This window comes from Burkholderia ubonensis (assembly GCF_001718695.1).
Lineage (GTDB): Bacteria > Pseudomonadota > Gammaproteobacteria > Burkholderiales > Burkholderiaceae > Burkholderia > Burkholderia ubonensis_B.
In genome coordinates this window covers 415,647-436,245 of sequence record NZ_CP013421.1, presented here as the reverse complement: position 1 = coordinate 436,245, position 20,599 = coordinate 415,647, and the positions used below count along the sequence as shown (strand labels likewise).

General features: G+C 66.4%; 11 protein-coding genes and 1 pseudogene. 5 read left to right on the top strand and 7 right to left on the bottom strand.

Features of this window, described 5'->3' with window-relative positions; all coding sequences use genetic code 11:
- The first annotated feature begins 15 nt into the window (after positions 1–15).
- The 4 genes from WJ35_RS16835 (at position 16) to WJ35_RS16820 (ending at position 3,398) form a co-directional block, all read left to right on the top strand.
- Positions 16–702, top strand: a complete 687-nt coding sequence (locus WJ35_RS16835) for a hydrolase (protein ID WP_069239547.1) — start codon at positions 16–18, stop codon at positions 700–702.
- 165 nt (positions 703–867) lie between these two features.
- A complete protein-coding gene (locus WJ35_RS16830) occupies positions 868–1,035 on the top strand; it encodes a DUF1427 family protein (RefSeq protein WP_014725963.1) in 168 nt (55 codons plus the stop codon).
- Between the two features lie 19 nt (positions 1,036–1,054).
- Positions 1,055–2,944 (top strand): amidohydrolase, encoded by a 1,890-nt coding sequence (locus WJ35_RS16825; protein ID WP_069239797.1) that lies wholly within the window; start codon positions 1,055–1,057, stop codon positions 2,942–2,944.
- A 1-nt stretch (position 2,945) separates the two neighbouring features.
- Positions 2,946–3,398, top strand: coding sequence for a DoxX family protein (locus tag WJ35_RS16820; protein WP_014725961.1), 453 nt, complete (start codon positions 2,946–2,948; stop codon positions 3,396–3,398).
- A gap of 635 nt (positions 3,399–4,033) precedes the next feature.
- Here WJ35_RS16820 and WJ35_RS16815 read toward each other — a convergent pair.
- Both WJ35_RS16815 and WJ35_RS31355 read right to left on the bottom strand, forming a co-directional pair.
- Complete coding sequence (locus WJ35_RS16815) at positions 4,034–5,728, bottom strand: cholesterol oxidase substrate-binding domain-containing protein (RefSeq protein ID WP_069239546.1); 1,695 nt, start codon at positions 5,726–5,728, stop codon at positions 4,034–4,036.
- 368 nt (positions 5,729–6,096) lie between these two features.
- Positions 6,097–6,474 carry a hypothetical protein gene (locus tag WJ35_RS31355; RefSeq protein WP_126221133.1) on the bottom strand — a complete coding sequence of 126 codons (378 nt, stop codon included), beginning with the start codon at positions 6,472–6,474 and terminating at the stop codon, positions 6,097–6,099.
- Positions 6,475–6,955: 481 nt separating this feature from the next.
- Between WJ35_RS31355 and WJ35_RS16810 the strand changes: the two genes are divergently transcribed.
- On the top strand, positions 6,956–7,759 hold the full coding sequence (locus WJ35_RS16810; RefSeq protein WP_069239545.1) for a helix-turn-helix domain-containing protein: 804 nt from the start codon (positions 6,956–6,958) through the stop codon (positions 7,757–7,759).
- Positions 7,760–8,065: 306 nt separating this feature from the next.
- Here the strand turns inward: WJ35_RS16810 and WJ35_RS16805 are convergent, their stop codons facing one another.
- The 5 genes and pseudogenes from WJ35_RS16805 to WJ35_RS16785 all read right to left on the bottom strand — a co-directional run bounded on the left by WJ35_RS16805 (position 8,066) and on the right by WJ35_RS16785 (position 20,592).
- Complete coding sequence (locus WJ35_RS16805; protein WP_069239544.1) at positions 8,066–8,950, bottom strand: helix-turn-helix transcriptional regulator; 885 nt, start codon at positions 8,948–8,950, stop codon at positions 8,066–8,068.
- 146 nt (positions 8,951–9,096) lie between these two features.
- Positions 9,097–10,800, bottom strand: a complete 1,704-nt coding sequence (locus WJ35_RS16800) for a cyclic peptide export ABC transporter (RefSeq protein ID WP_069239543.1) — start codon at positions 10,798–10,800, stop codon at positions 9,097–9,099.
- Between the two features lie 15 nt (positions 10,801–10,815).
- Complete coding sequence (locus WJ35_RS16795) at positions 10,816–11,295, bottom strand: hypothetical protein (protein ID WP_230459711.1); 480 nt, start codon at positions 11,293–11,295, stop codon at positions 10,816–10,818.
- Positions 11,296–11,347: 52 nt separating this feature from the next.
- Positions 11,348–12,004: a glycosyltransferase family 25 protein gene (locus tag WJ35_RS16790; protein WP_060234594.1), complete on the bottom strand. Its 657-nt coding sequence runs from the start codon at positions 12,002–12,004 to the stop codon at positions 11,348–11,350.
- A pseudogene (locus WJ35_RS16785) lies at positions 12,001–20,592 on the bottom strand (amino acid adenylation domain-containing protein). The gene WJ35_RS16790 and the pseudogene WJ35_RS16785 overlap by 4 nt, the downstream one beginning before the upstream one ends.
- Between the last annotated feature and the right edge of the window lie 7 nt (positions 20,593–20,599).

Sequence of the window (20,599 nt, the reverse complement as noted above, 5' to 3'; positions counted from 1 at the left end):
AAGGACATCATCGCCATGAGCAACCCGAAACTCGAAGTTCTCACCCCGGACAACTGCCAGATGATCTTCATCGATCAGCAGCCGCAGATGGCGTTCGGCGTTCAATCGATCGATCGGCAAGTGCTGAAGAACAACGTGGTCGCGCTGGCGAAGGCCGCGAAGACCTTCGACATCCCGACGATCATCACCACCGTCGAGACGGAGAGCTTCTCGGGCTACACGTATCCGGAGCTGCTCGACGTGTTCCCGGATCATCCGCTGCTCGAGCGGACCTCGATGAACTCGTGGGACGACCAGAAGGTGCGCGACGCGCTCGCGAAGAACGGCCGCAAGAAAGTGGTCGTGTCGGGCCTGTGGACCGAGGTGTGCAACAACACGTTCGCGCTGTGCGCGATGCTGGAAGGCGGCTACGAAATCTACATGGTGGCCGACGCGTCGGGCGGCACGTCGAAGGAAGCGCACGACTACGCGATGCAGCGCATGATCCAGGCCGGCGTCGTGCCGGTGACCTGGCAGCAGGTGATGCTCGAGTGGCAGCGCGACTGGGCGCACCGCGGCACGTATGACGCGGTGATGGCGATCGCGAAGGAGCATTCGGGCGCGTACGGCATCGGCGTCGACTACGCGTACACGATGGTGCACAAGAGCGCGCCGCGCACCGCGACGCCGCACGAGTCGATCCCGCCGGTTCCGGCGAAGTAAGCGCAGACGGGTTACGACCGTCGCGGCCGCTGCGGCGGGTTCCATGCGAACCCGCCGCAGCGGCCATTGCCGCGCGGGCGCACGTGAGCGCGTCACGCATGCCGCGCGCGGCATGCGGGCCGGCACACCGCCGCCGCGTTCGACATTCTCCGGGAGATTTATCGCATGGAACCCTATCTGGTTTCGCTTGGTGCGGGCCTGCTGATCGGTGTGATTTACAGCGCCATCAAGGTTCGCTCTCCCGCACCGCCGCTGATTGCGCTGGTCGGGTTGCTCGGCATGCTGATCGGCGTGCAGGCCTTGCCCACCGTCAAACAGCTGTTTGGCTTCTGATCATCAAGAGGTGATGCACATGACCGCAACCGTGACCCAACCGGATCTGATCCTGCATAACGGGCGATTCACGACCCTCGACCGCGCGAACCCCATCGCGACCGCGGTCGCAATTGCCGCCGGCCGCTTCGTCGCCGTCGGCAGCGACGCGGATGTGATGCCGCTCGCGGGCCGCGCGACGAAGGTGGTCGATCTCGGCGGCCGCGGCGTGCTGCCCGGCCTGATCGACAACCATTGCCACGTGATTCGTGGCGGACTGAACTACAACATGGAGCTGCGCTGGGACGGCGTGCGCTCGCTCGCGACCGCGATGGAGATGCTCAAGCAGCAGGTGGCGATCACGCCGCCGCCGCAATGGGTGCGCGTCGTCGGCGGCTTCACCGAGCACCAGTTCGCCGAGAAGCGGCTGCCGACCCTCGACGAACTGAATGCGGTCGCGCCCGATACGCCGGTCTTCATCCTGCACCTGTACGACCGCGCGATGCTCAATGCCGCCGCGCTGCGCGTCGTCGGCTACACGAAGGACACGCCCGAACCCCCGGGCGGCGAAATCATGCGGGACGGCAACGGCAACCCGACCGGCCTGCTGCTCGCGAAACCGAACGCCGCGATCCTGTACGCGACCCTCGCGAAAGGCCCGAAGCTGCCGCTCGAATACCAGGTCAACTCGACGCGCCACTTCATGCGCGAGCTGAACCGCCTCGGCGTGACCGGCGCGATCGACGCGGGCGGCGGCTTCCAGAATTATCCGGAGGACTACGAAGTCATCCAGCAGCTCGCCGACGCGAAGCAGCTGACGATCCGCCTCGCGTACAACCTGTTCACGCAGAAGCCGAACGCCGAGAAGGAAGACTTCGTGAACTGGACCAAGAGCGTCAAGTATCACGACGGAACCGACTACTTCCGCCACAACGGCGCGGGCGAGATGCTCGCGTTCTCCGCCGCCGACTTCGAGGACTTCCGCCAGCCGCGCCCGGACATGGCGCCGGAGATGGAGTCCGACCTCGAGGAAGTGGTGCGGATCCTCGCGCAGAACCGCTGGCCGTGGCGCATGCACGCGACCTACGACGAGACGATCAGCCGCGCGCTCGACGTGTTCGAGAAGGTGAACCGCGACACGCCGCTCGCGGGGCTCAACTGGTTCTTCGATCACGCGGAGACGATTTCGGAGCGCTCGATGGACCGCATCGCGGCGCTCGGCGGCGGCGTCGCGGTGCAGCACCGGATGGCGTACCAGGGCGAGTATTTCGTCGAGCGCTACGGCGCGAAGGCCGGCGAAGCGACGCCGCCCGTCGCGCGGATGCTGTCGAAGGGGCTGAAGGTGTCCGCGGGCACCGACGCGACGCGCGTCGCGAGCTACAACCCGTGGGTGTCGCTGTCGTGGCTCGTCACCGGACGCACGGTCGGCGGCCTGCGCCTGTATCCGCAGGCGAACTGCCTCGATCGCGAAACGGCGCTGCGGATGTGGACCGAGAACGTCACGTGGTTCTCGAACGAGGAAGGCAAGAAAGGGCACATCGCGGTGGGGCAGCTTGCCGACCTCGTGGTCCCGGATCGCGATTTCTTCGCGTGCGCGGAGGACGATATCGCCGCCACGACTGCGTTGCTGACGGTGGTCGACGGCAAGATCGTCTGGGGTGCGGGGCCGTTCGAGTCGCACGACGCGCCGATCCCGCCCGCGATGCCCGACTGGTCGCCCGTGCGCGCATTCGGCGGCTATGCGGGCTGGGGCGCGACGCAGCGCGCCGGTGCGCCGCTGCAACGCGCGGCGGCCGCCGCGATGTGCGGCTGCGCGAACGAATGCAACGTTCACCAGCATGCGCACGCGGGCGCATGGGGCAGCGCGTTGCCGACGTCCGACGCGAAGGGCTTCTGGGGCGCGTTCGGATGCTCGTGCTGGGCGATCTGAGATGACGGCACGTGCGGCTTACGACTGTCCGGCCTGGGTCGGCGCACTGCTGTCGCAGCGGTGGGTGCTGCCGGTCGCGCGCGCCGCGCTGGTGTCCGCGTATCTGATCGCGGGCATTTACAAGCTGCTCGACTTCAATGCAGCTGCCGCGGAGCAGGCGCACTTCGGCCTGCATCCCGGGCCCGTCTGGGCCGCGATGGCGATCGTGGTCGAGATCGGCGGGCCGCTGTGCGTGTTGTCCCGGCGCTTCACGTGGCTCGGCGCCGGTGGCCTCGGCGTGTTGACGCTCGTCGCGATGCTGGTGGCCGCCGACTTCTGGAACATGTCGGGCGCCGCGCGCTTCATGGCGCTCAACGCGTTCTTCGAGCATCTCGGGCTGATCGGCGGGCTGGTGCTCGTCGCCGTGCTCGGCAATACGCGCCGCCAGGCCGACGCCGACGCGTCCGTTCGATGAAGATGCGGCCGCCGCGGCGAGCATGCGCGGCGACGCCGATTTTGGAACGAGCAAGCGTGCGGTAGCCGAAGTGGGCGTGACGAGACAGGGCGTCTCTGTGTTCGCACGCAGATCGATCTGCTGATCGAAGGCGAAGCCAGCAGCCGTCGGAACGGGCAACGCCGGGCGGTACGCGCAGGTTGCGTATCGCCCGGCGCTCGCCGTATCCACGGTACGGTACGCGCTGCGTTCATCGATGCAGCGCATGCGACGCGCCCGCGCGACGTCGGCTCGTCGTCCGCAATCTCTCCCATCGTTTCGATTCCGCTTACGAACCTCGTCAAGCGCGAACGGCGCGACGCGCGATCGTCCCGCCGACGATTCACGGCGCGTGTGCGCGACACCGTGACGAGCGAACCGAATCGGTCGACCCACGCGAGCCTGGGCATCGGCGCGATCGCCGCTGCGTCGATTTTTACAGCGGGCTGCGAGGCCGCTCGGACACGCGCCGACGGCCGCGTGCCGCGAGCCCAGTCGTCACCCCGCGGCGCACCGAACCGGCCGTCCACTATGCGCGGAACGGGATCGGTCCGACTCGTCCGCCGCAATCGGCATCGGCTCCGTTGCATCGGGCGAACCCGCAGCCGCACGGTTCGCTACGGCATCAACCGGTCCAGCAGCGGCGACCGGAAGATCCGCTGCGGGTCGTAGCGCTCGAGGGTCGCACGCGCCGCGTCCCAGTTGCTTGTCGTTGGCTGACCGTCGCGATACAGGCGCGGGATCGTGACGGACAGCATGGTGCCGTCCTGCCACGCGGCCGTGTCGGTGTAGGCCCAGCCCTTCGACCATTCGGGACGCACCGTCGCATACGCGCCGCTGTAGTTCGAGAGCATCCACTGCTCGATCTCGCGATAGAAGCGATCGGCGGCGGGCGTGCCCGGCAGCGTCAGGATGTCGAACCAGACGGCGACGTCCCATTCCGGATGGTCGGGCCGCGGCTTGAGCGCGGACAGCGTCGGGACCACTGCGCCGGCGCCGGCATCGGCAGGCTTGTCGAGGCCGGTGATGCGAATCTCGACGGGGCCGTTCATCGGGTATTCGCCGCGCGCCTTGTACGCGTCGACGCGGTTCTGATAGTACTGGACGAACTCGCTGACCACGCGCTGCACGTCGGCGCGCCGCGCGAGCACCGCGTAGCCGTTCGCGGTGACGCGCAGCGTCGTCGGGCGGATGTACTGCAGCACGGTGCGCGACCAGCCCCAGATGTCCGCGCTGAGCGTGAGCCCGAGACCGGCGGTCGTGATCGCGTATTGCGTCTGGCCGAACAGCGGCGTGAGCGCGCCCTCGCCGCCGATGATGATCCGCTTGACGAGATCCGACAGCGATTGCGGGATCGAATCGGAGAACGGGTAGTTGTACGGCTGCGTGACGGCGCGCGACAGCAGCGGCTTGCTCGGCTTCAGGGTCCAGACCTTGAGCCACGGGCAAGTCGTGAACGGGAACCAGATCGCTTCGATCCGGCCTGAGCGGTCGAGCAACGATGAGATCGTGCGGCCGGCCGTGCCGGCCGGTGCGAACAACTCCGAAGCCGGAATGTCGATGAAGCTCTGGCAGCGCAGCCGCTGGTTCGGCCCGGCCGCCAGCGTGACCTCGACGACGAGCGCCCGGCCGATGTGCGCGAGGAACGCGCCGATGTCGGGATCGTTGCGCTGGAACGTGCGCAGCGCGTATTGCCGGCTGGCGGGATCGAACACGACCGCGGTCAGCGAGAGCACCAGGTTGCTCAATGAGCCGTAGGTGTGGCCGGGCTGCAAGGTTTCGCCGACCGCGGGCACGGCGGTGCCGTGCGCGTCGATCGCGAGCGCGCCGCCGAGCGTAATGTCGCCCGGCGCGGGCGCGGCGACGACGCCGAGGCCGTGATCCTCGAGCTTCGCGAGCAGCGTCTCCAGCGAGACGCCCGTTTGCGCGGTGACGCGCGCGGGCCGCGTCGACGTGTCGACGGATACCGCGGTCAGCGACTTCGTCGTGTCGAGCAGCACGAGGTTCGCGGGGGCGACGCCCGGATCGAGCGTCAGCGGCGACCAGTTGTGCATGTAGCCGCGCGGGCGCACCCGGTAGCCGTTCGCGCGCGCCCAGTTGACCGTCGCGACGACGTCGTCGGCGGAGCGCGGCGCGGCGGTCCATACGTCCTGCACGACGATCTCGCCGCTCCAGTTCTGGAACGCCTGCTTGTAGAGCGGGATGTCGGCCGGGAAGCCGGGCGGCGTCGCGCCGGCCGTCGCCGCGTTCGCGGCAACCTGGTAGATCGGCGTCCAGCCGGCAACGACACCGGCGGCCGCGAGTTTGGCCATGTCGGCGAGGAAGGATCGGCGCGCGGGTTCGTCTCGGAAGTCGTGATTCAAGGTGTGCTCCAGTTCTTCGGATGCGTTTTGTGATTGGAGAAACGGCAATCGATGCGTTGAGGCGGGTGTGGCACTTCAAGCGCGTGTGATGCGCGAACGAGGTGGCGCGAGCGCGCATCGTCACGGGCGTTCAACGAGAGAAACGAGTATTTTTCGGACGACTTTTGCAACGAGCCGTCGACCGATCCTTCGGCCGAGGGAATATCGGTATTTCGATTGAATCTTTAATTGCGGCGGGCGGCCGTCAGCAACGGCGCGCGATAAAAGATGATGCGGCGTGAATGTTTATAGGCATGTTTCGATTTTCTGAATAAACGCTATCGTAATTCAAGGTAATTGGACTGCACATGCGTTATATCGCCGGGCGAGATTAGCAATTTATCCATCCGTGAGCAAGCCGCGGAGTTGATGAACTGCGCGGCTTCAATGTGGTGGGTTTGCGGCAGACAATGAGTGGCATTTTGTGGGTATTTTGCAACGCGGGCGTCGACACCGTCGTAAATATTATCGAGGTGGATTTTTATTGCCGAATGGGGTAATCGGTCGGACGAGGCCGCCCGGCGGCCGCGATAAATTGTGCCCTGTCGTCGCGCATATTCGGCCGAGCATTGAGGGATTCGCAACAATGCACGGTATGCGGAACGCGAAGCCATACGGTTAAAAGAAAAACGGCGCGGCAAAGGTTGATATTCCAACTGCCGGGAACGTCGAATGGCGAGAATTCGTGGTATGCCGACGTCATCGGATTGTTACAGAAATTCAATGCAAAATGATATTGATTTATCGAGTTGATTCATGTTGCGTTCGCGTGTCAGACGGTAGGGGAAGCTGAATTCGTATTCTCGATGGTCGAAAATCGACGAAGTCACCATCACGCCATCTGCAAACTTCTAAAATCGTGGCTATCATACGCAGCGGGTATTTATGCCGATCAAATTCAATGAAAATGATTGTTTCATTTTTCGATTGCGATTTTTGTTTGATTTGCGGGGAACTCGTCCCGTTCGAAACGTCGTCGGTTTTTTCGATTTAGGCCTTCAACACGTGTGGCGACGGCGCGGTAAGCGCGGCGGCTGCGCGCAACGATGCGTGTCGACAAGTACCGGCAGCAAATCGCGCCGATGCACGCGGACATTGCGCCGTCGGTCGTCACGCAGGCACAACTAGGAGAGTCAGATGGTCGCGATATTCGCGAAGCTCGGAAAGGTGATTTCGAGCGCGGGAAGCGAGCGGTTCGCATCCGACATGCACGCGCTGCTGGTCGAATCCGTTCCGCTCGCCATTACCCGAATGACGGAATGGACGCTCGACAAGCCGGCCGGCGAAGTGGTGCACGTGCAGTCGCTCGGCGCGTTCGGCACGGCGGCGGCGCAGGGCGAGCGCGAGCCGGCGCATCCGCTGTTGAACCGGATCCGGTCCGCGAGCGACCGGCAACTCATCCACATCAGCCCGCAGCGCCAGCACGGTCACGGCAGCGAAGCCGCGCCGCCGCGCGGCGCATGCGATGGATTCCAGTGTCATCTCGTGTCGCGCAAGGCGAATCGCCGCTACGTGATTTCGCTGCATCGCACGTCGTCGCATCGCGACTTCTCGTTGCAGGAGATGTCGTTCCTGAAGAACTTCGCCGACACGCTGCTGCCGCTCGTCGAGTGGCACGCGTCGACGCGCCGGCACGGGGAGCGCGACTGCGCGCCGGCGCCGCTCGCGACCGGCGGCCTGCCGGGTGTCGAGGCGCTGCGCCGCGACTTCGAATCGCGGCTCGCGCGCGCGGCGGTCGTGCTGTCCGCGCGCGAAAGCGAAGTGTGCCTCGGCCTGCTCGCGGGCAAGATGCTGCGCGAGATGGCGGACGAACTCGGCCTGAAGGAGAGCACGGTCGAGACGTACATCAAGCGCGCGGCGGTCAAGCTCGGCATCAGCGGGCGGCACGGGCTCAGGAAATGGATGATCGACGACTGCACGACCTACGCGTCGGCAGCGTGATCCGGTTCATGCCGGCGATCGACGACGATCGCCGGCAAGGCCGAGCGAGCCCCGATTGCGGATGTGCTTGGCCGCTTCGACGCCGGTTGCAGCAAGAGCCGTGACGATGTCGGTCGGCGCTGCGGCGCGGTTGAGTCCGAATGTACGATAGCCGGCGTACGAATCGACGTACAGCGCGGCCGCCGTGGCGATACGTGACGCGTTCGTACGACGCCTGCATCGGCGGCCGCCATGCAGCAGCGCGCGGCGCCGGGCTCAACGCACGCAGAGTAACCGACGGCCCTCGCGCATCCTACCCGCGAGCGTTCAGGTACCGAGGCGCGACGCCCCGCAGTCGCGGCACGCGCCGCCGGTGCGCTCCAGGCCGGCTTCCGTCGCGCCGCCGGCCGTCTCGTCCAGCATCCATCGCGTCAGGCCATGACGCCCGCCGAAGCCGAGCTTGACCGCCGCCCGCTTCAGATAGGTCTCGACGGTGCTTTCGCGCAGCGCGAAGCGCCCGGCGATGGCGGACACCGTGTCGCCGGCGAGCAGCGCCGTGCATGCCTCGATCTCCCGCGTCGACAGCTTGACGCCGGCTTGCCGCAGGCGCTCGGCGAATCGCCGCGCGAGGCGCTCGCGGCCAGATTCCGTCGCGGGCGGCGCAACGGCGGCGAGCCGCGCCGGTGACGGCGGAGCCGAGCCCAGCGCCGTCGCGTGGCTCGTGACGATCGGAAACAGCACGTGCGACAGTTCCTTGATGAAGTCCTGCTCCTGCGGCGAGAAATCGTCCGCCGTCTCGGCGCGATGCAACGAGATCACGTAACAGTGCGTGCGCTTGCGGCTCACGAGATGGAATTGCCGGCCGTGCGGCGATGCGTTTGCCGACAGCAGCGCGACGATGCGCTCGACCAGCGCGGGGGCCGCGCCGAGGCCGGCCGGCGGGTCGTCGACGTACACGTGGCGCGCGCTCGCTTGCGGCGGCATCTGCGCTTCATGACCGGCCCCTGCCGCGCCGGTCTTGTCGGGCGCGGCGCCGAGGCTGCGCATCGCGAGCTCGCCGGCGGGCGCGGCGTCGACCGAAAATTCCGAAATGCGGATCTCGTCGACGGGGACCGCCGCGAAGATCAAGCTGTACATCATCCGGGGAAAGCGTCGGCTGCCGCTGCTCGAGATCGCTTCGCCGACATGTGCGAACAGTCTGCTGAACTCCATGAAAGCATTCCTGATGAGACGTTGAAGCTGCGCTTGCGCGCACGGATGCCGACGTGATTTAAGCACCGGGCGGCCGCCGCGTCTGTAACGGATAGCCGGGACAGCCGATCAACCGCCGACGGCGACGCGCGCGCCCGGCGCGCCGCTCATCCTGCCGCTTCGGCTCGCGCGGTTTCCATCGCCGTATCGGAGAAAATGCGGCCGCTATCCAGGCGAATGACGCGATCCGCCAGCCCGAAGTACTGGTCGTCATGCGTGATGATGACGACGCACTTGCCGCGCGCTCGCAGGTCGGGAACCAGCACCTCATAGAAGAATCGCTTGAACACCGGGTCTTGATCGGCAGCCCATTCGTCCAGGATATAGATCGGACGATCCTCGATGTACGCGCAAAGCAGCGCGAGCCGCTTGCGTTGCCCGGTCGACAGCGCGGTCGTCGTCGAGTAATGCTTGCCGTCGATCGTGATCTTGTCAGCCAGCTTCAGCGTCTCGAGGTATCGGCGCGCACGCGCGATGCCTTCGTCCTCGCGATCGGGGCCGATCACGCGGTCGAACAGATGGAAATCGGTAAATACGGCGGAAAACAGATTCCGGTATCGCTCCCTGGCATCGTCGTCGATGACTTTCCCGTCAAGGGCAATATGGCCTTCGGTCGGCGCATAGAGGCCGCTGAGTATCTTGGCCAACGTGCTCTTGCCGCTGCCGTTGCCGCCGATCACATAGACGAGCTCCCCCGCATGAATCGTCATGTTGATGGGGCCAAGCACGAAGTCGGACGACGACTCATGGTCGTGGTAGTTCATCTTCACGCCCTTCAGCTCGATGACGCGCCACGCGCCGGCCGATGACGATTCCGGCGCACGCTCGGGCGAGCGGTCGGCGGGCGAGACCTGCGTGTCATCGATCAGGAAACCGAATTCCGCCAGTCGGGCGAGCGCGGTCTTGCCTTCGGCCATGATCGGCAGAATATTGATCAGCATGGTCAAGGGCCCCATCATGTAAAGCACGGCCAGAATGCTCGCCGTGAGTACGGAGGGGTCGACGACGCCGAGCGAAGGGACGCCGAACAGCAAAGATCCGAGCAGGACCGCTACGGTGATCTGACCGATGCTGTCGCCGCTCATGAACCAGAAGCGTTCGATGTAGTTGTACCCCGCCACGCGCCGCGACGACAGTTCGATCGCGGCACGCGTGAACCAGCGCCGCCGCGCGCGGTTGAGCTTGAGTTCCTTGATGCCGAACACGAGGCTATGGGTGTACTCATTGAACTGGACGAACTCGTCACGCACTCTTTCAGTGAAATCGACCGCCCTTCGGTAAAAAGACAGATAGAGCACCAGGCCGGCGATCGTCAGGATCATCGTCGAAGCGAAAACGACCCACGAGAGATAGGCCAGATAGACGATGCTGCATATCAGGACGACGGATTGAACGATGATCGTCGGGATGGTGAGCAGTGTCTGGCTCAACTGCGGAATGTCTTGCGTCAGCATGGTCAGGACATTGGGCGCGCCGCGTCTGTCGATTTCCTCCAGTGGGGTCGCGAGGATCCTCTTGCACAGGTTGACGCGCAGTCTCGTCATGACTTTCATGCAGACGTAGGACGGCATCACGGCAGCGCCGCTGCGGCAGACGATCGCCACGACGTTGACCGCGATGAACACGAGCAGCAGCGTGCGTCGCTCGTCCTGGTCGTGCAGCGCGCGGCTGATGAGGCCGACGCCCACGATCGACGCGATGCCGCTGATGAGGCCGGTCAGGACCGTGCCTAAAGTCAGCCAGGGATGACTGCGCCACATCAGGGTGACGGCCGAATGCCACGGCGGCGATTTGCTTTCAGCGAAATCCATGGGATGCCAATATGCTCAGTTGACCAGGTGGCTCAGCTCGACGTTGTGCGCCGCCGACCGCAATCTCGACGCGGTTTCGTGCCGGCCGAGGAACGCGATGCTGGCGACGATTTCGAGCGGCGAGTCGGAGAACAGCACGCAGCACTTCAGCACGCGCTGCGCACGGTCCCAGCCGAGATCGGCCGCCGCGGCCGCGGCGCGCAACGACGCGTCGACCGACGCGGGCGCCCACGCGGCGGCCTGGCTCAGCCGCGAATCGGCCGCGCGAAGGAACTGCAGCAGCGTGCGCGGATTGCTCACGATGCTGTACATGAGAACGTAATCGATCCGCAATTTCTTCGTGATCAACGGGAAAATCAGGTCCATCACGCCGGCGGGCGATTCGCATTTTCCATAAGCCAGCGAGATTGCCTCGCCGAGCTTGCCATCCCGGTGGAGCGAATCGAGCACGGACTGTACGAACTCCGCTTCATGGTCGGCGGTGGTGATTTTCATGGTCGTCATAGTCTGTCGGGATAGGGATTGCTGCGAACGGCGCACGCGGCGCTCACCAGCCGTCCGGAATCGGGAACGAATAGGTCAGCGGCTTTTCCGGCATGACTTCTTCCATGATGTCGGAGTAGCCGGACTCCTGTCCGACCAGATTGGGTTCGAAGCAGTAGCAATTGAACGTCTGCTGAAGCACGAGGTTGTTGCGGTCGATGATCGCCGGCGGGTTCTCGTTGATCTCGATGAATGCGTCGTAAAGCGTGTCCCTGACGACGTACGCGTGCGCGGTGAGCGTCTCCACGGTCTTGACGATGTTGGGCGCGACGGGAATCGGCTGGGTGAAGTGATAGGCGCCCAGGAACAGCATGTGCCAGTCGTCCGGCACTTGCGCGATGAATTCGGGAAAGCGCGCGGTGAAGTCGGCGTCGAAGAACGCGTCGTCCTCGAAGATCAGGACTTCGCTCGCGCCGGCGGCCTTGGCCTGCTTCACGGCGGCGAGATGGCTCATGGTGCAGCCGTAGTCCTGCGGGCGCATATGGCTCAAGTGCTCCGGCACGGCCACCTGCTTCGCATCGACGGCGGACAGGCGCTCCACCGTGAGGATGTTCTGCTCGGCGAATTTTCTTTGCATGGCTTCCCAGCGATCGGGACGCCGGTCCAGGTTGATGCAGACCTTGCGTGCGAACGTGTTGTCGATGGTCGGTGTTGCTTTCATGAGCGCTTCTTCTCCAGAAACTGATTGACATGGGTCGCGAGGACGCCGGCGTGCGGATCGAGCAGCATGGTCAGGTGGTCGCCGGGCACGTCCATCACGTCGACGGGGAGCGCCGAGAAGCGGGACCATCCCCAGGTCGGGTCCAGGCGGAGCTGCGCGACCTCGGGTGACGGATCGTAGTCGCCGGGGTCCCGCTCGGTGCTGCGGAACAACGCGATCGGCACGGGAAGCGGGGCGGCTTCCGGCGCGTAGCGCGATTTGAAGTTGGCCTGATAGACGCGCAGATAGGCGCGCAGGCGGTCGGACCCGGCATCCGCGAACCAGCTGCCGCGATCGCCGATGCGGTCGAGGATCAGGTTGGCCTGGCCGTCGGGGTCGAGATCGACGAGGTCTTCCCGCGTCACCTGAAGGTCGGTCCCGAGGAAGGTGCCGATTTCGTGGGCGATCGCGACCAGCCACTCGGTGTCGTCCCAGTCTTGCCAGTAGGTCTCGGCCGAGCTGTCGACCGGCGCGGATGCGTCGAAGATCGCCAGCAGTTTCACGACGGCACCCTTGGCGACGAGCTGCCGGCTCATTTCGAGCGCCACCTTCGCACCGAAGGAGTGGCCTGCCAGATAGTAGGGGCCCGCGCCCACCAGCGGCCAGATGCGTTCGATATGACGGGCCGCGATGTCTTCCACGCGGGTGAGCGGCAGGCACGCGCCGTCGAGGCCGAGCGCTTCCAGCCCGTGAATCGCGTGGGTCTCGGCCAGGTGGTTCGCGAGCGGTTGGAAGTAGACCACGTTGCCGCCGGCGCCCGGAAGGAGGAACAGCGGTGCGGCGGGACCGCCGTCCCGGATCGGCACGAGTCCGCCGGCGGAGGCGGACGGCGCTTTGCTGGCCAGTGCCGCCGCGAGTTTTTCGATCGTCGGATTCTCGAAGAGGCAGGATATCGGCAGCCGGCGATCGAACGCCTTTTCGACATTGGCCATCAACTGGATGGCGATGATCGAGTGTCCGCCGAGGTCGAAATAATTGTCGCTGAGCTTGATGTCGTCACGTTTGAAGATCCGCTGCCAGATCTCCAGCAACGTGCTTTCGTCCGCCGTCGGCGCGACGGTGCATGCCGTCGTGGCCGGAACGGCGGGTTCGACGGCAGGGCTGGCCGCGCCGTCCGTCGCGCGCTGCCGGCCGCCGGCACGATCGGCCGGAGCCGGTGCATCGGCGAGCTGGCCCGTAAGCTGGGCCGGGTCTTCGGCGAATCGTTCGAGCAGCTCGCGGATGGCGCCCAGCATGTGCCGCACCACGTCGGGGGCGAAGCGGTGCGCATCGTGCGAGATGCGGAAGGCGAGGCGCGTGTCCGGGTGCACGGTCAGGGTCAGCGGGTAGTTCGATTCGGCGAAGGCGCGGGTGTCGACGATGTCGATGCCGTCCGGCCCGAGATCGGGCGCGGCCGCAACCGGGAAGTTCTCGAACACCAGCAGGCTGTCGAACAGGCTGTCGCGGGCGGGCAGTTCGCTCCATGACTGGATGTCGACCAGCGAACTGTAGGAATGCGGCTCCATGGCCGTCTGGGCTGTATGGACCGCCGCCAGCCATTCGGTGAACGGGCGCTCCGGCGCGATGCGCACGCGAAACGGCAGCGTATTGATGAACAGCCCCACGATCGACTCGACGCCGTCGAGCAGCGGCGGGCGGCCGGACACGGTGACGCCGAACACGACGTCGTCCGTTCTGGCGTAGCGGCGCAGCACCAACGCCCAGACCGCGCGTATCAGCACGTTGAGGGTGAGGCGATGGGTGCGCATGAGCGCTTGCAGCCGCGTGGTCAGCGCCTCATCCAGCAGGAAACGCTGCTCCCTGCGCTTGTCCTGCCGCGCGGCGTCGCCGGCGCCTTGCCGGACCGGATCGGCCACGATCGGCGTGGCGGCACGGAACCCCGCCAGCTCGGCGCGCCACCACGCTTCGTCCTCCGAACGAGGATGGCGCGCGAGCCAGTCGATGTACTGGCGGTATCCCGGTGCCGGCGACGCGAGCGCGGGCACGCCGGTGCGGGCGAGCGACAGGTAATCGTCGAACACTTCCTTCATCAGGATCGCGGTGCTCCAGCCGTCGAGGATGATGTGGTGCGCGCTCCAGCAGAAGCGATGGCGGTCCTCCGCCTCCTGGATCAGCGTGCAGCGGAACAGCGGCGCCTTTTGAAGATCGAAGCCGCGCCGCCGGTCGTCGGCGAGGAATGCATCGAAGTCCTGCGCGCGGCGGGACGCATCGCGGGACCGCCAGTCGACGAATGTCCACGGCAGGTCGACGGCGTGCAGGACGGTCTGGACCGGATGATCGCGATCGGTCCACGCAAACCCGGTGCGCAACACGGCATGGCGCTCGAGCGCATTGGCCCAGGCTTGCCGGAGCGCCGGCACCTGGAGCGGGCCGTTGACGACGAAGCTGAACTGCTGGAAATAGGCGGCAGGGTCCAGGTCGTACAGCGAGTGGAACAGAATGCCCTGCTGCAGGGAGGAGAGCGGATAGCTGTCCTCGACGTTGTCCCAGCCGGTGTCGGGGACCGACGCCGCGAAGTCGATCAGCCGGTCCTTGAAGTGCGCGGCCAGGTTCTCGACGGTCTGCCGCTGGTGGATGCGCTCGCTGTAGCTCCAGTCCACGTGAAGCCTGCCGTTGGAAACGGCGGCGACGATCTCGAACAGGTGCGTGCGCAGCGACCGCTCGGAGCGCAGCGAACCGAGGTCTTCGGCAGCCGGGCTCCAGCCGTCGGAGCGCTGCAGCACGGTATCGAGCTGCCCGTGGTAGTTGAAGAGGATGTCGGCGTTCGGCAGGGCGGCGAGACTGTCGCGCACGGCGTCGTCGGGGCTCAGGTAGCGGAGCAGCGAGTAGCCGAGGCCGTCGGCCGGAATGCCGCGTAGCTGCTGCCGCGCGGCGCGCAGCGCGTCCTCCGGCGCTTGCACGGCGTCGACGTCGAGCACGACGGGGTAAATCGACGTGAACCAGCCGACCGTCCTGGTGAGGTCGAGCGGCGCATCCGACACGTGGCGGCCGTGGCTTTCGAGATCGATCCGGGTGCGGGCGTTGCCCGTGACCATGCCGCATGCCTGCGCGAGCGCGACGAGCAGCACGTCGTTGATGCGCGTGTCGTAGGCCCGGGGCAGCCGGCGCAGCAAGGCCGTGGTGTCGGCTTCGTCCAGCTCGAATGAAACGGATGCCGTGTCGCCGACATGGTTGGCCGCGCCCGCGGCCGGGTAATCGACCGGCATCGGCTCGACGTGCTGCGACAGGAGCGCTTGCCAGTGCCGGGCTTCGTCGCCGATGGCCGGCGACCGGGCCAGTTGCTGCAGATGAAGGGCCCATTCGCGGAACGAAGTCGTCTTCGCGGACAACGGCTGGCTGTGGTATGCGGCATGCAGGTCTTCAAGGAGCACGCGCCATGAGACGCCGTCCACCGCGAGGTGATGAACCGACACGAACAGGCGGGCGAACGGCTCGCCGTCGAAGCAGAACAGACGGGCCGCCAGCAACGGGCCATGCGTGATGTCGATGCCGCGTTCCGCTTCCGCGGCGGCGGCGCGCATGGCCGCGATGCGCTCGCCGGCGTCGCCGGCTATCGCCTGCTTCGCGAAGAGCGCCGGCGTATCGCCGACGGCGACGACTTCCTGAGTCCAGCGGCCCGCGCTGCGGGAGAAACGCAGGCGCAACGCATCGTGATGTTCGTAGACTTGCCGGATCGCGTCGGCGAGCCTCGATTCGTCGATGTCCGCCGGCACCTGGATCAGGACCGTTTGGTTGTAGTGCGACGGCTCATTTACATCCTGATCGAAGAACCAGTGCTGGACCGGCGTGAGCGGCGCCTTTCCGAGCGGGCTGACGGTCGGTGCGTGCGCTGCCCGCTCTTCAGGCGCGGCGGCGAGCTGGGCGATCGTCTGATGCTGGAACAGCTGTTTCGCCGTCAAGCGAAGTCCCGCCTGATTGGCGCGCGAGATCACCTGGATGCTCAGGATGGAGTCGCCGCCCAGCTCGAAGAAATTGTCGTGGATGCCGATGGACGGCAGTTGCAGCACGTCTTTCCAGATCGACGCCAGCAGAATTTCCCGGGGCGTGACGGCAGGCGCGTCGGGCCGGGCCTCGTCGACGGGGTCCGCCGGGACGGGCAGCGCCTTGCGGTTGATCTTGCCGTTGGGCAGCAGCGGCAAGGATGGCAGCGCGACGAACCTCGACGGCACCATGTAGCCCGGAAGCCGGCCGCTCAGATAGCCGCGAAGTTCGGCGACGTCCGCTGACGCGGTCGCGACGTAGGCGATCAGGAAGGTCCGGTCGCCGTCGGTTTTCGCGATCACGACGCAGTCGGCGACCGACGGATGCTCGCGCAGCGTTGCCTCGATTTCACCGAGTTCGATGCGCAGGCCGCGCAGCTTGACCTGATGGTCGATGCGGCCGAGGAACTCGATGTTGCCGTCGGCGCGGTAGCGCGCGAGATCGCCGGTGCGATAGAGGCGCGCGTGCGGGTCGGCGGAGAACGGATCGGCGATGAACTTCGCGGCGCTCAGTTCGGGCTCGCCATGATAGCCGCGCCCGACCGGCGTGCCGCCGATCAGCAGCTCGCCCGCCACGCCGACCGGCACGGGCTGCATCTGCGCGTCGACGATATAGACGCGGGTATTGGCGATCGGCCGGCCGATCGGGACGTTGCGGTGCGGGTCGTCGCGCCGGCATTCCCAGGCGGTCACGTCGACGGCGGCCTCGGTCGGGCCGTAGAGGTTGTACAGCCGGGCGTCCAGGCGCTCGAAGAAGCGCTGCTGCAGGTCGTAGGGCAGCGCCTCGCCGCTGCACACGACGCGGCGCAGCGACGCGCAGTGCGCGTCGAGATCCGGATGGTCGAGGAAGGCGCGCAGCATGGAGGGCACGAAATGGACGGTGGTGATCCCTTCGCGCGCGATGAGATCGACGAGGTAGTCGGTCTCGCGCTGGCCGCCGGGCCGGGCGAACACGAGGCGCGCGCCGGTGACGAGCGGCCAGAAGAATTCCCAGACCGAGACGTCGAAGCTGAACGGGGTCTTCTGCAGCACGGCATCGTCGGCGCCGAGCGCGTACGCGTGCTGCATCCAGAGGATGCGGTTGGTGATGGCGCGATGGGAGTTGAGCGCGCCCTTGGGCCTGCCGGTCGAGCCGGAGGTGTAGATCATGTAGGCGAGGTTGTCGCCGCTCAGCGCAGGCGTGGGGTTGGCCGCGGGCGCGGCGGCGAACTCGTGCGCGTCGCGATCGACGACGATCAGGCGGGCGTCGGTTTCAGGCAGCGCGGGCAGCAGGTGCTGCTGGGTGAGGAGCCAGCGCAACTGAGCGTTGTCGATCATGAAGCGCACGCGCTCGGCGGGGTAGTCGGGATCGACGGGGACGTAGGCGCCGCCGGCCTTGAGGATGGCGAGCAGCGCGACGATCATGTCGAGCGAGCGCTCCATGGCGACGCCGACGAGGGAGTCGGGCGCGACGCCGAGCGCGATGAGGTGGTGGGCGAGGCGGTTGGCGCGGAGGTTGAGTTCGGCGTAGGTGAGCGACGCGTCGTCATGAACGGCGGCGACGGCGTCGGGGGTGCGCTCGGCCTGCTGCTCGAACAGCCGGTGCAGCGGTTGCGCGGCCGCGTCGCCGAAGTCGACGTCGGTGCGGTTCCATTCGACGGTCACCAAAGCGCGCTCGGCGTCGCTCGTCAGCGGCAACTCGCCGAGCGGCCGGTTCGAATCGGCGATCACGGCTTCGAGCAGATGGCGGAAGTGTTCCGCCATGCGCTCGATCGTGGCGGCGTCGAACAGGTCCAGGTTGTATTCCAGCGAGCCCGCGAGGCCGTGGTCGGAATCCTGCACATGGAGCGTGAGGTCGAACTTGGCGGTATGGGTCTCCACCGACACTGGCGTGGCTACGAGACCGGGGAAGTTCACCGGTTGGGACGACGCCTTCTCGTACGCGAACACGACCTGGAACACCGGTGTGCGGCTCAGATTGCGTTCGAGCTTGAGGGCATCCACCACCTGCTCGAACGGGATCTCCTGGCGGCTGTAGCCGTCCAGCGCGACGCGCTTCACGCGCGCCAGCAGTTCGCCGAAGCCCGGATTGCCCGACAGGTCCACGCGCAGCGCCAGCATGTTGGCGAAGAAGCCGATCAGCGGCTCGGTCATGCTGGAGCGCCGGTTGGCGATCGGGGAGCCGATGACGATGTCCTGCTGGCTGCTGTACCGCGAAAGGAGCAGCGCATACGCGGCGAGCACGACCATGAACGTGCTCGTGCCGGACGCGTGCGCGATCGCGCGCACGCCGTCGGCGAGTTCGCCGTTCAACTGAAACGGCAGGACCGCGCCGTTCGAAACGCTGGATGGCGGGCCGGGGGCGGTCGGTGGGAAGCTCGATCTGGTCCGGCGCGTCCGCCAGCGACGCGCTCAGCAGTGCCAGCTCCCGATGCGTGTCGGCGGACGCCAGGCGCTCGTGCTGCCAGACGGCGTAATCCGCGTACTGCACGGCCAGTTCCGGCAGGTGCTGGCCCCGTAGAGCGCTGCCAGTTCGCCGATGAGGGTTCCCGATGACCAGGCATCCGAAATGATGTGATGCATCACGACGCCGAACACATGCACGCGCGCATCCACGCGATACAGCACGACACGATAGAGCGGCCCGACGGCGAGATCGAACGGGCGGTCGGTTTCGTCGGCGAGCAGCGCGAGCGCGTCGGATTCGCTGGCGACGTCGACGACGGCAAGCGCGACCGGCGCGGGCGGGGCGATGCGCTGAACGCCGCGGCCGTCGACGGCGGGAAACGTGGTGCGCAGGATCTCGTGACGCCGGCTGATTTCCGACACGGCAGCCTGCAGGCGCTGAACGTCCAGGTCGCCGTCGAAACGCAGCGCGCTCGAAATGTTGTAGGCCGCCGACGGGCCTTCCAGTTGCGCGAGGAACCACAGGCGCTGCTGCGGAAAGGACAGCGGCAGGTCGTTCGCGCGCGATCGGGGCGTGATGGTGCCGGCCATCGAGCCGGACAGCGGCGACGACGCCTCGATCAGGTCGGAAACCGCGCTGATGGTCTGGAGTTCGAAGATCGCGTCGATGCCGATCTCGACGGAGAAGCTGCTCCAGATCCGCGAGACGAGCTGCATCGCCTGCAGCGAATCCCCGCCGTAGTCGAAGAAGCGGCCGGCGAGATCGACGGCCGGATTGTCGAGCACGTCGCGCCAGATGCGCACCAGCTCGCGCTGGATCGGCGTTGCGTCGAGATCGGCGGCATCGTCGGGCGCGGCGGCGGCCTCCATCGCGAGGAGCGCCGGGCGATCGAGCTTGCCGTTGGCGTTGAGCGGGAATTCGGCGATCGGGAAAATGTCGGACGGGACCATGTAGTCGGGCAGCTTCCCGGCCAGATAGGCCCGGAGGTCCGGCACGCTCAGGCTCGCGGAGCCCTTGACGTAGGCCGCCAGCTTGCGCACCCCATGGGCGGTTTCACGCAGCATGACGGCCGCGCCGACGACGTCCTCGTGCGCGGTGAGCGCGGCCTCGATCTCGCCGAGCTCGACACGGTAGCCACGGATCTTGACCTGGTCGTCGACGCGTCCGTAGCACTGGATCTGTCCGTCGGGCAGCCATCGGCCGATGTCGCCGGTACGATAGATGCGCTGCTCGCCGGGCAACGGGTTCTCGACGAATTTCGCGGCGGTGACGTCGGGCCGCTTGTGGTAGCCGCGCGCGAGGCCGTGGCCGGCGATGCAGATTTCCCCCGGCACGCCGATGGGGACCGGCCGCAGCGCTTCGTCGACGATGTAGACCCGGGTGTTGGCGATGGGCCGGCCGATCAGCACCGTGGACGGCTCGTCCTCGACGAGCTTGACGATGCAGCCGACCGTCGCCTCGGTGGGGCCGTACTCGTTGTAGATTTCGATCGCGGGATCGATTTTCCGCAGCGTCGCGATGTGCTGGGGCGTCAGCTCCTCGCCGCCGACGATCACCTTGCGCACGCCGGAGCGCCCCAGGTTCATGTATTCGAGCAGGTGAATGTGGGTGGGCGTGAGCTTGAGCGTGTCGACGCCGCTGCCGGGCTGGAACATCCTGGCCAGGATGGTGTCGATGCTTTCCGATTGCGGATAGATGCGCAGCGATTTTCCGCGCACCAGCGGGCAGAACACGTTGGTCAGCGTGAAATCGAAGCACAGCGAGCTGTACAGGCCGAAACTGCCGGTCTCGCCTTCCGGAAAGTAATACCCGGCGGCCCACGAGATGTAGTGGGCCAGGTTCCGGTGTTCGAGCAGGCAGCCTTTCGGCTTCCCGGTCGAGCCCGACGTGTAGATGACGTAGGCGAGGTGCTCCGGCACTGCGCGGCACGGCGGATTGTCCGGCAGCGGCGTCCAGCCGGGGAGCGCCTGATCGAGCAGCAGCGTCACGCCGGCGTATTCATACCACTGCGCCAGTTGGCTGGATTGGGTCAGCAGCAGCGACAGGCCCGTATCGCCGAGGATGTGATTGATGCGTTCGGCCGGGTACGCCGTGTCCAGCGGCACGAACGCCGCCCCCGCTTTCAATACGCCGAGAATCGCGACGATCATCGCTTCGGATCGGTCGAGCATGATGCCGACCAGCGATTCC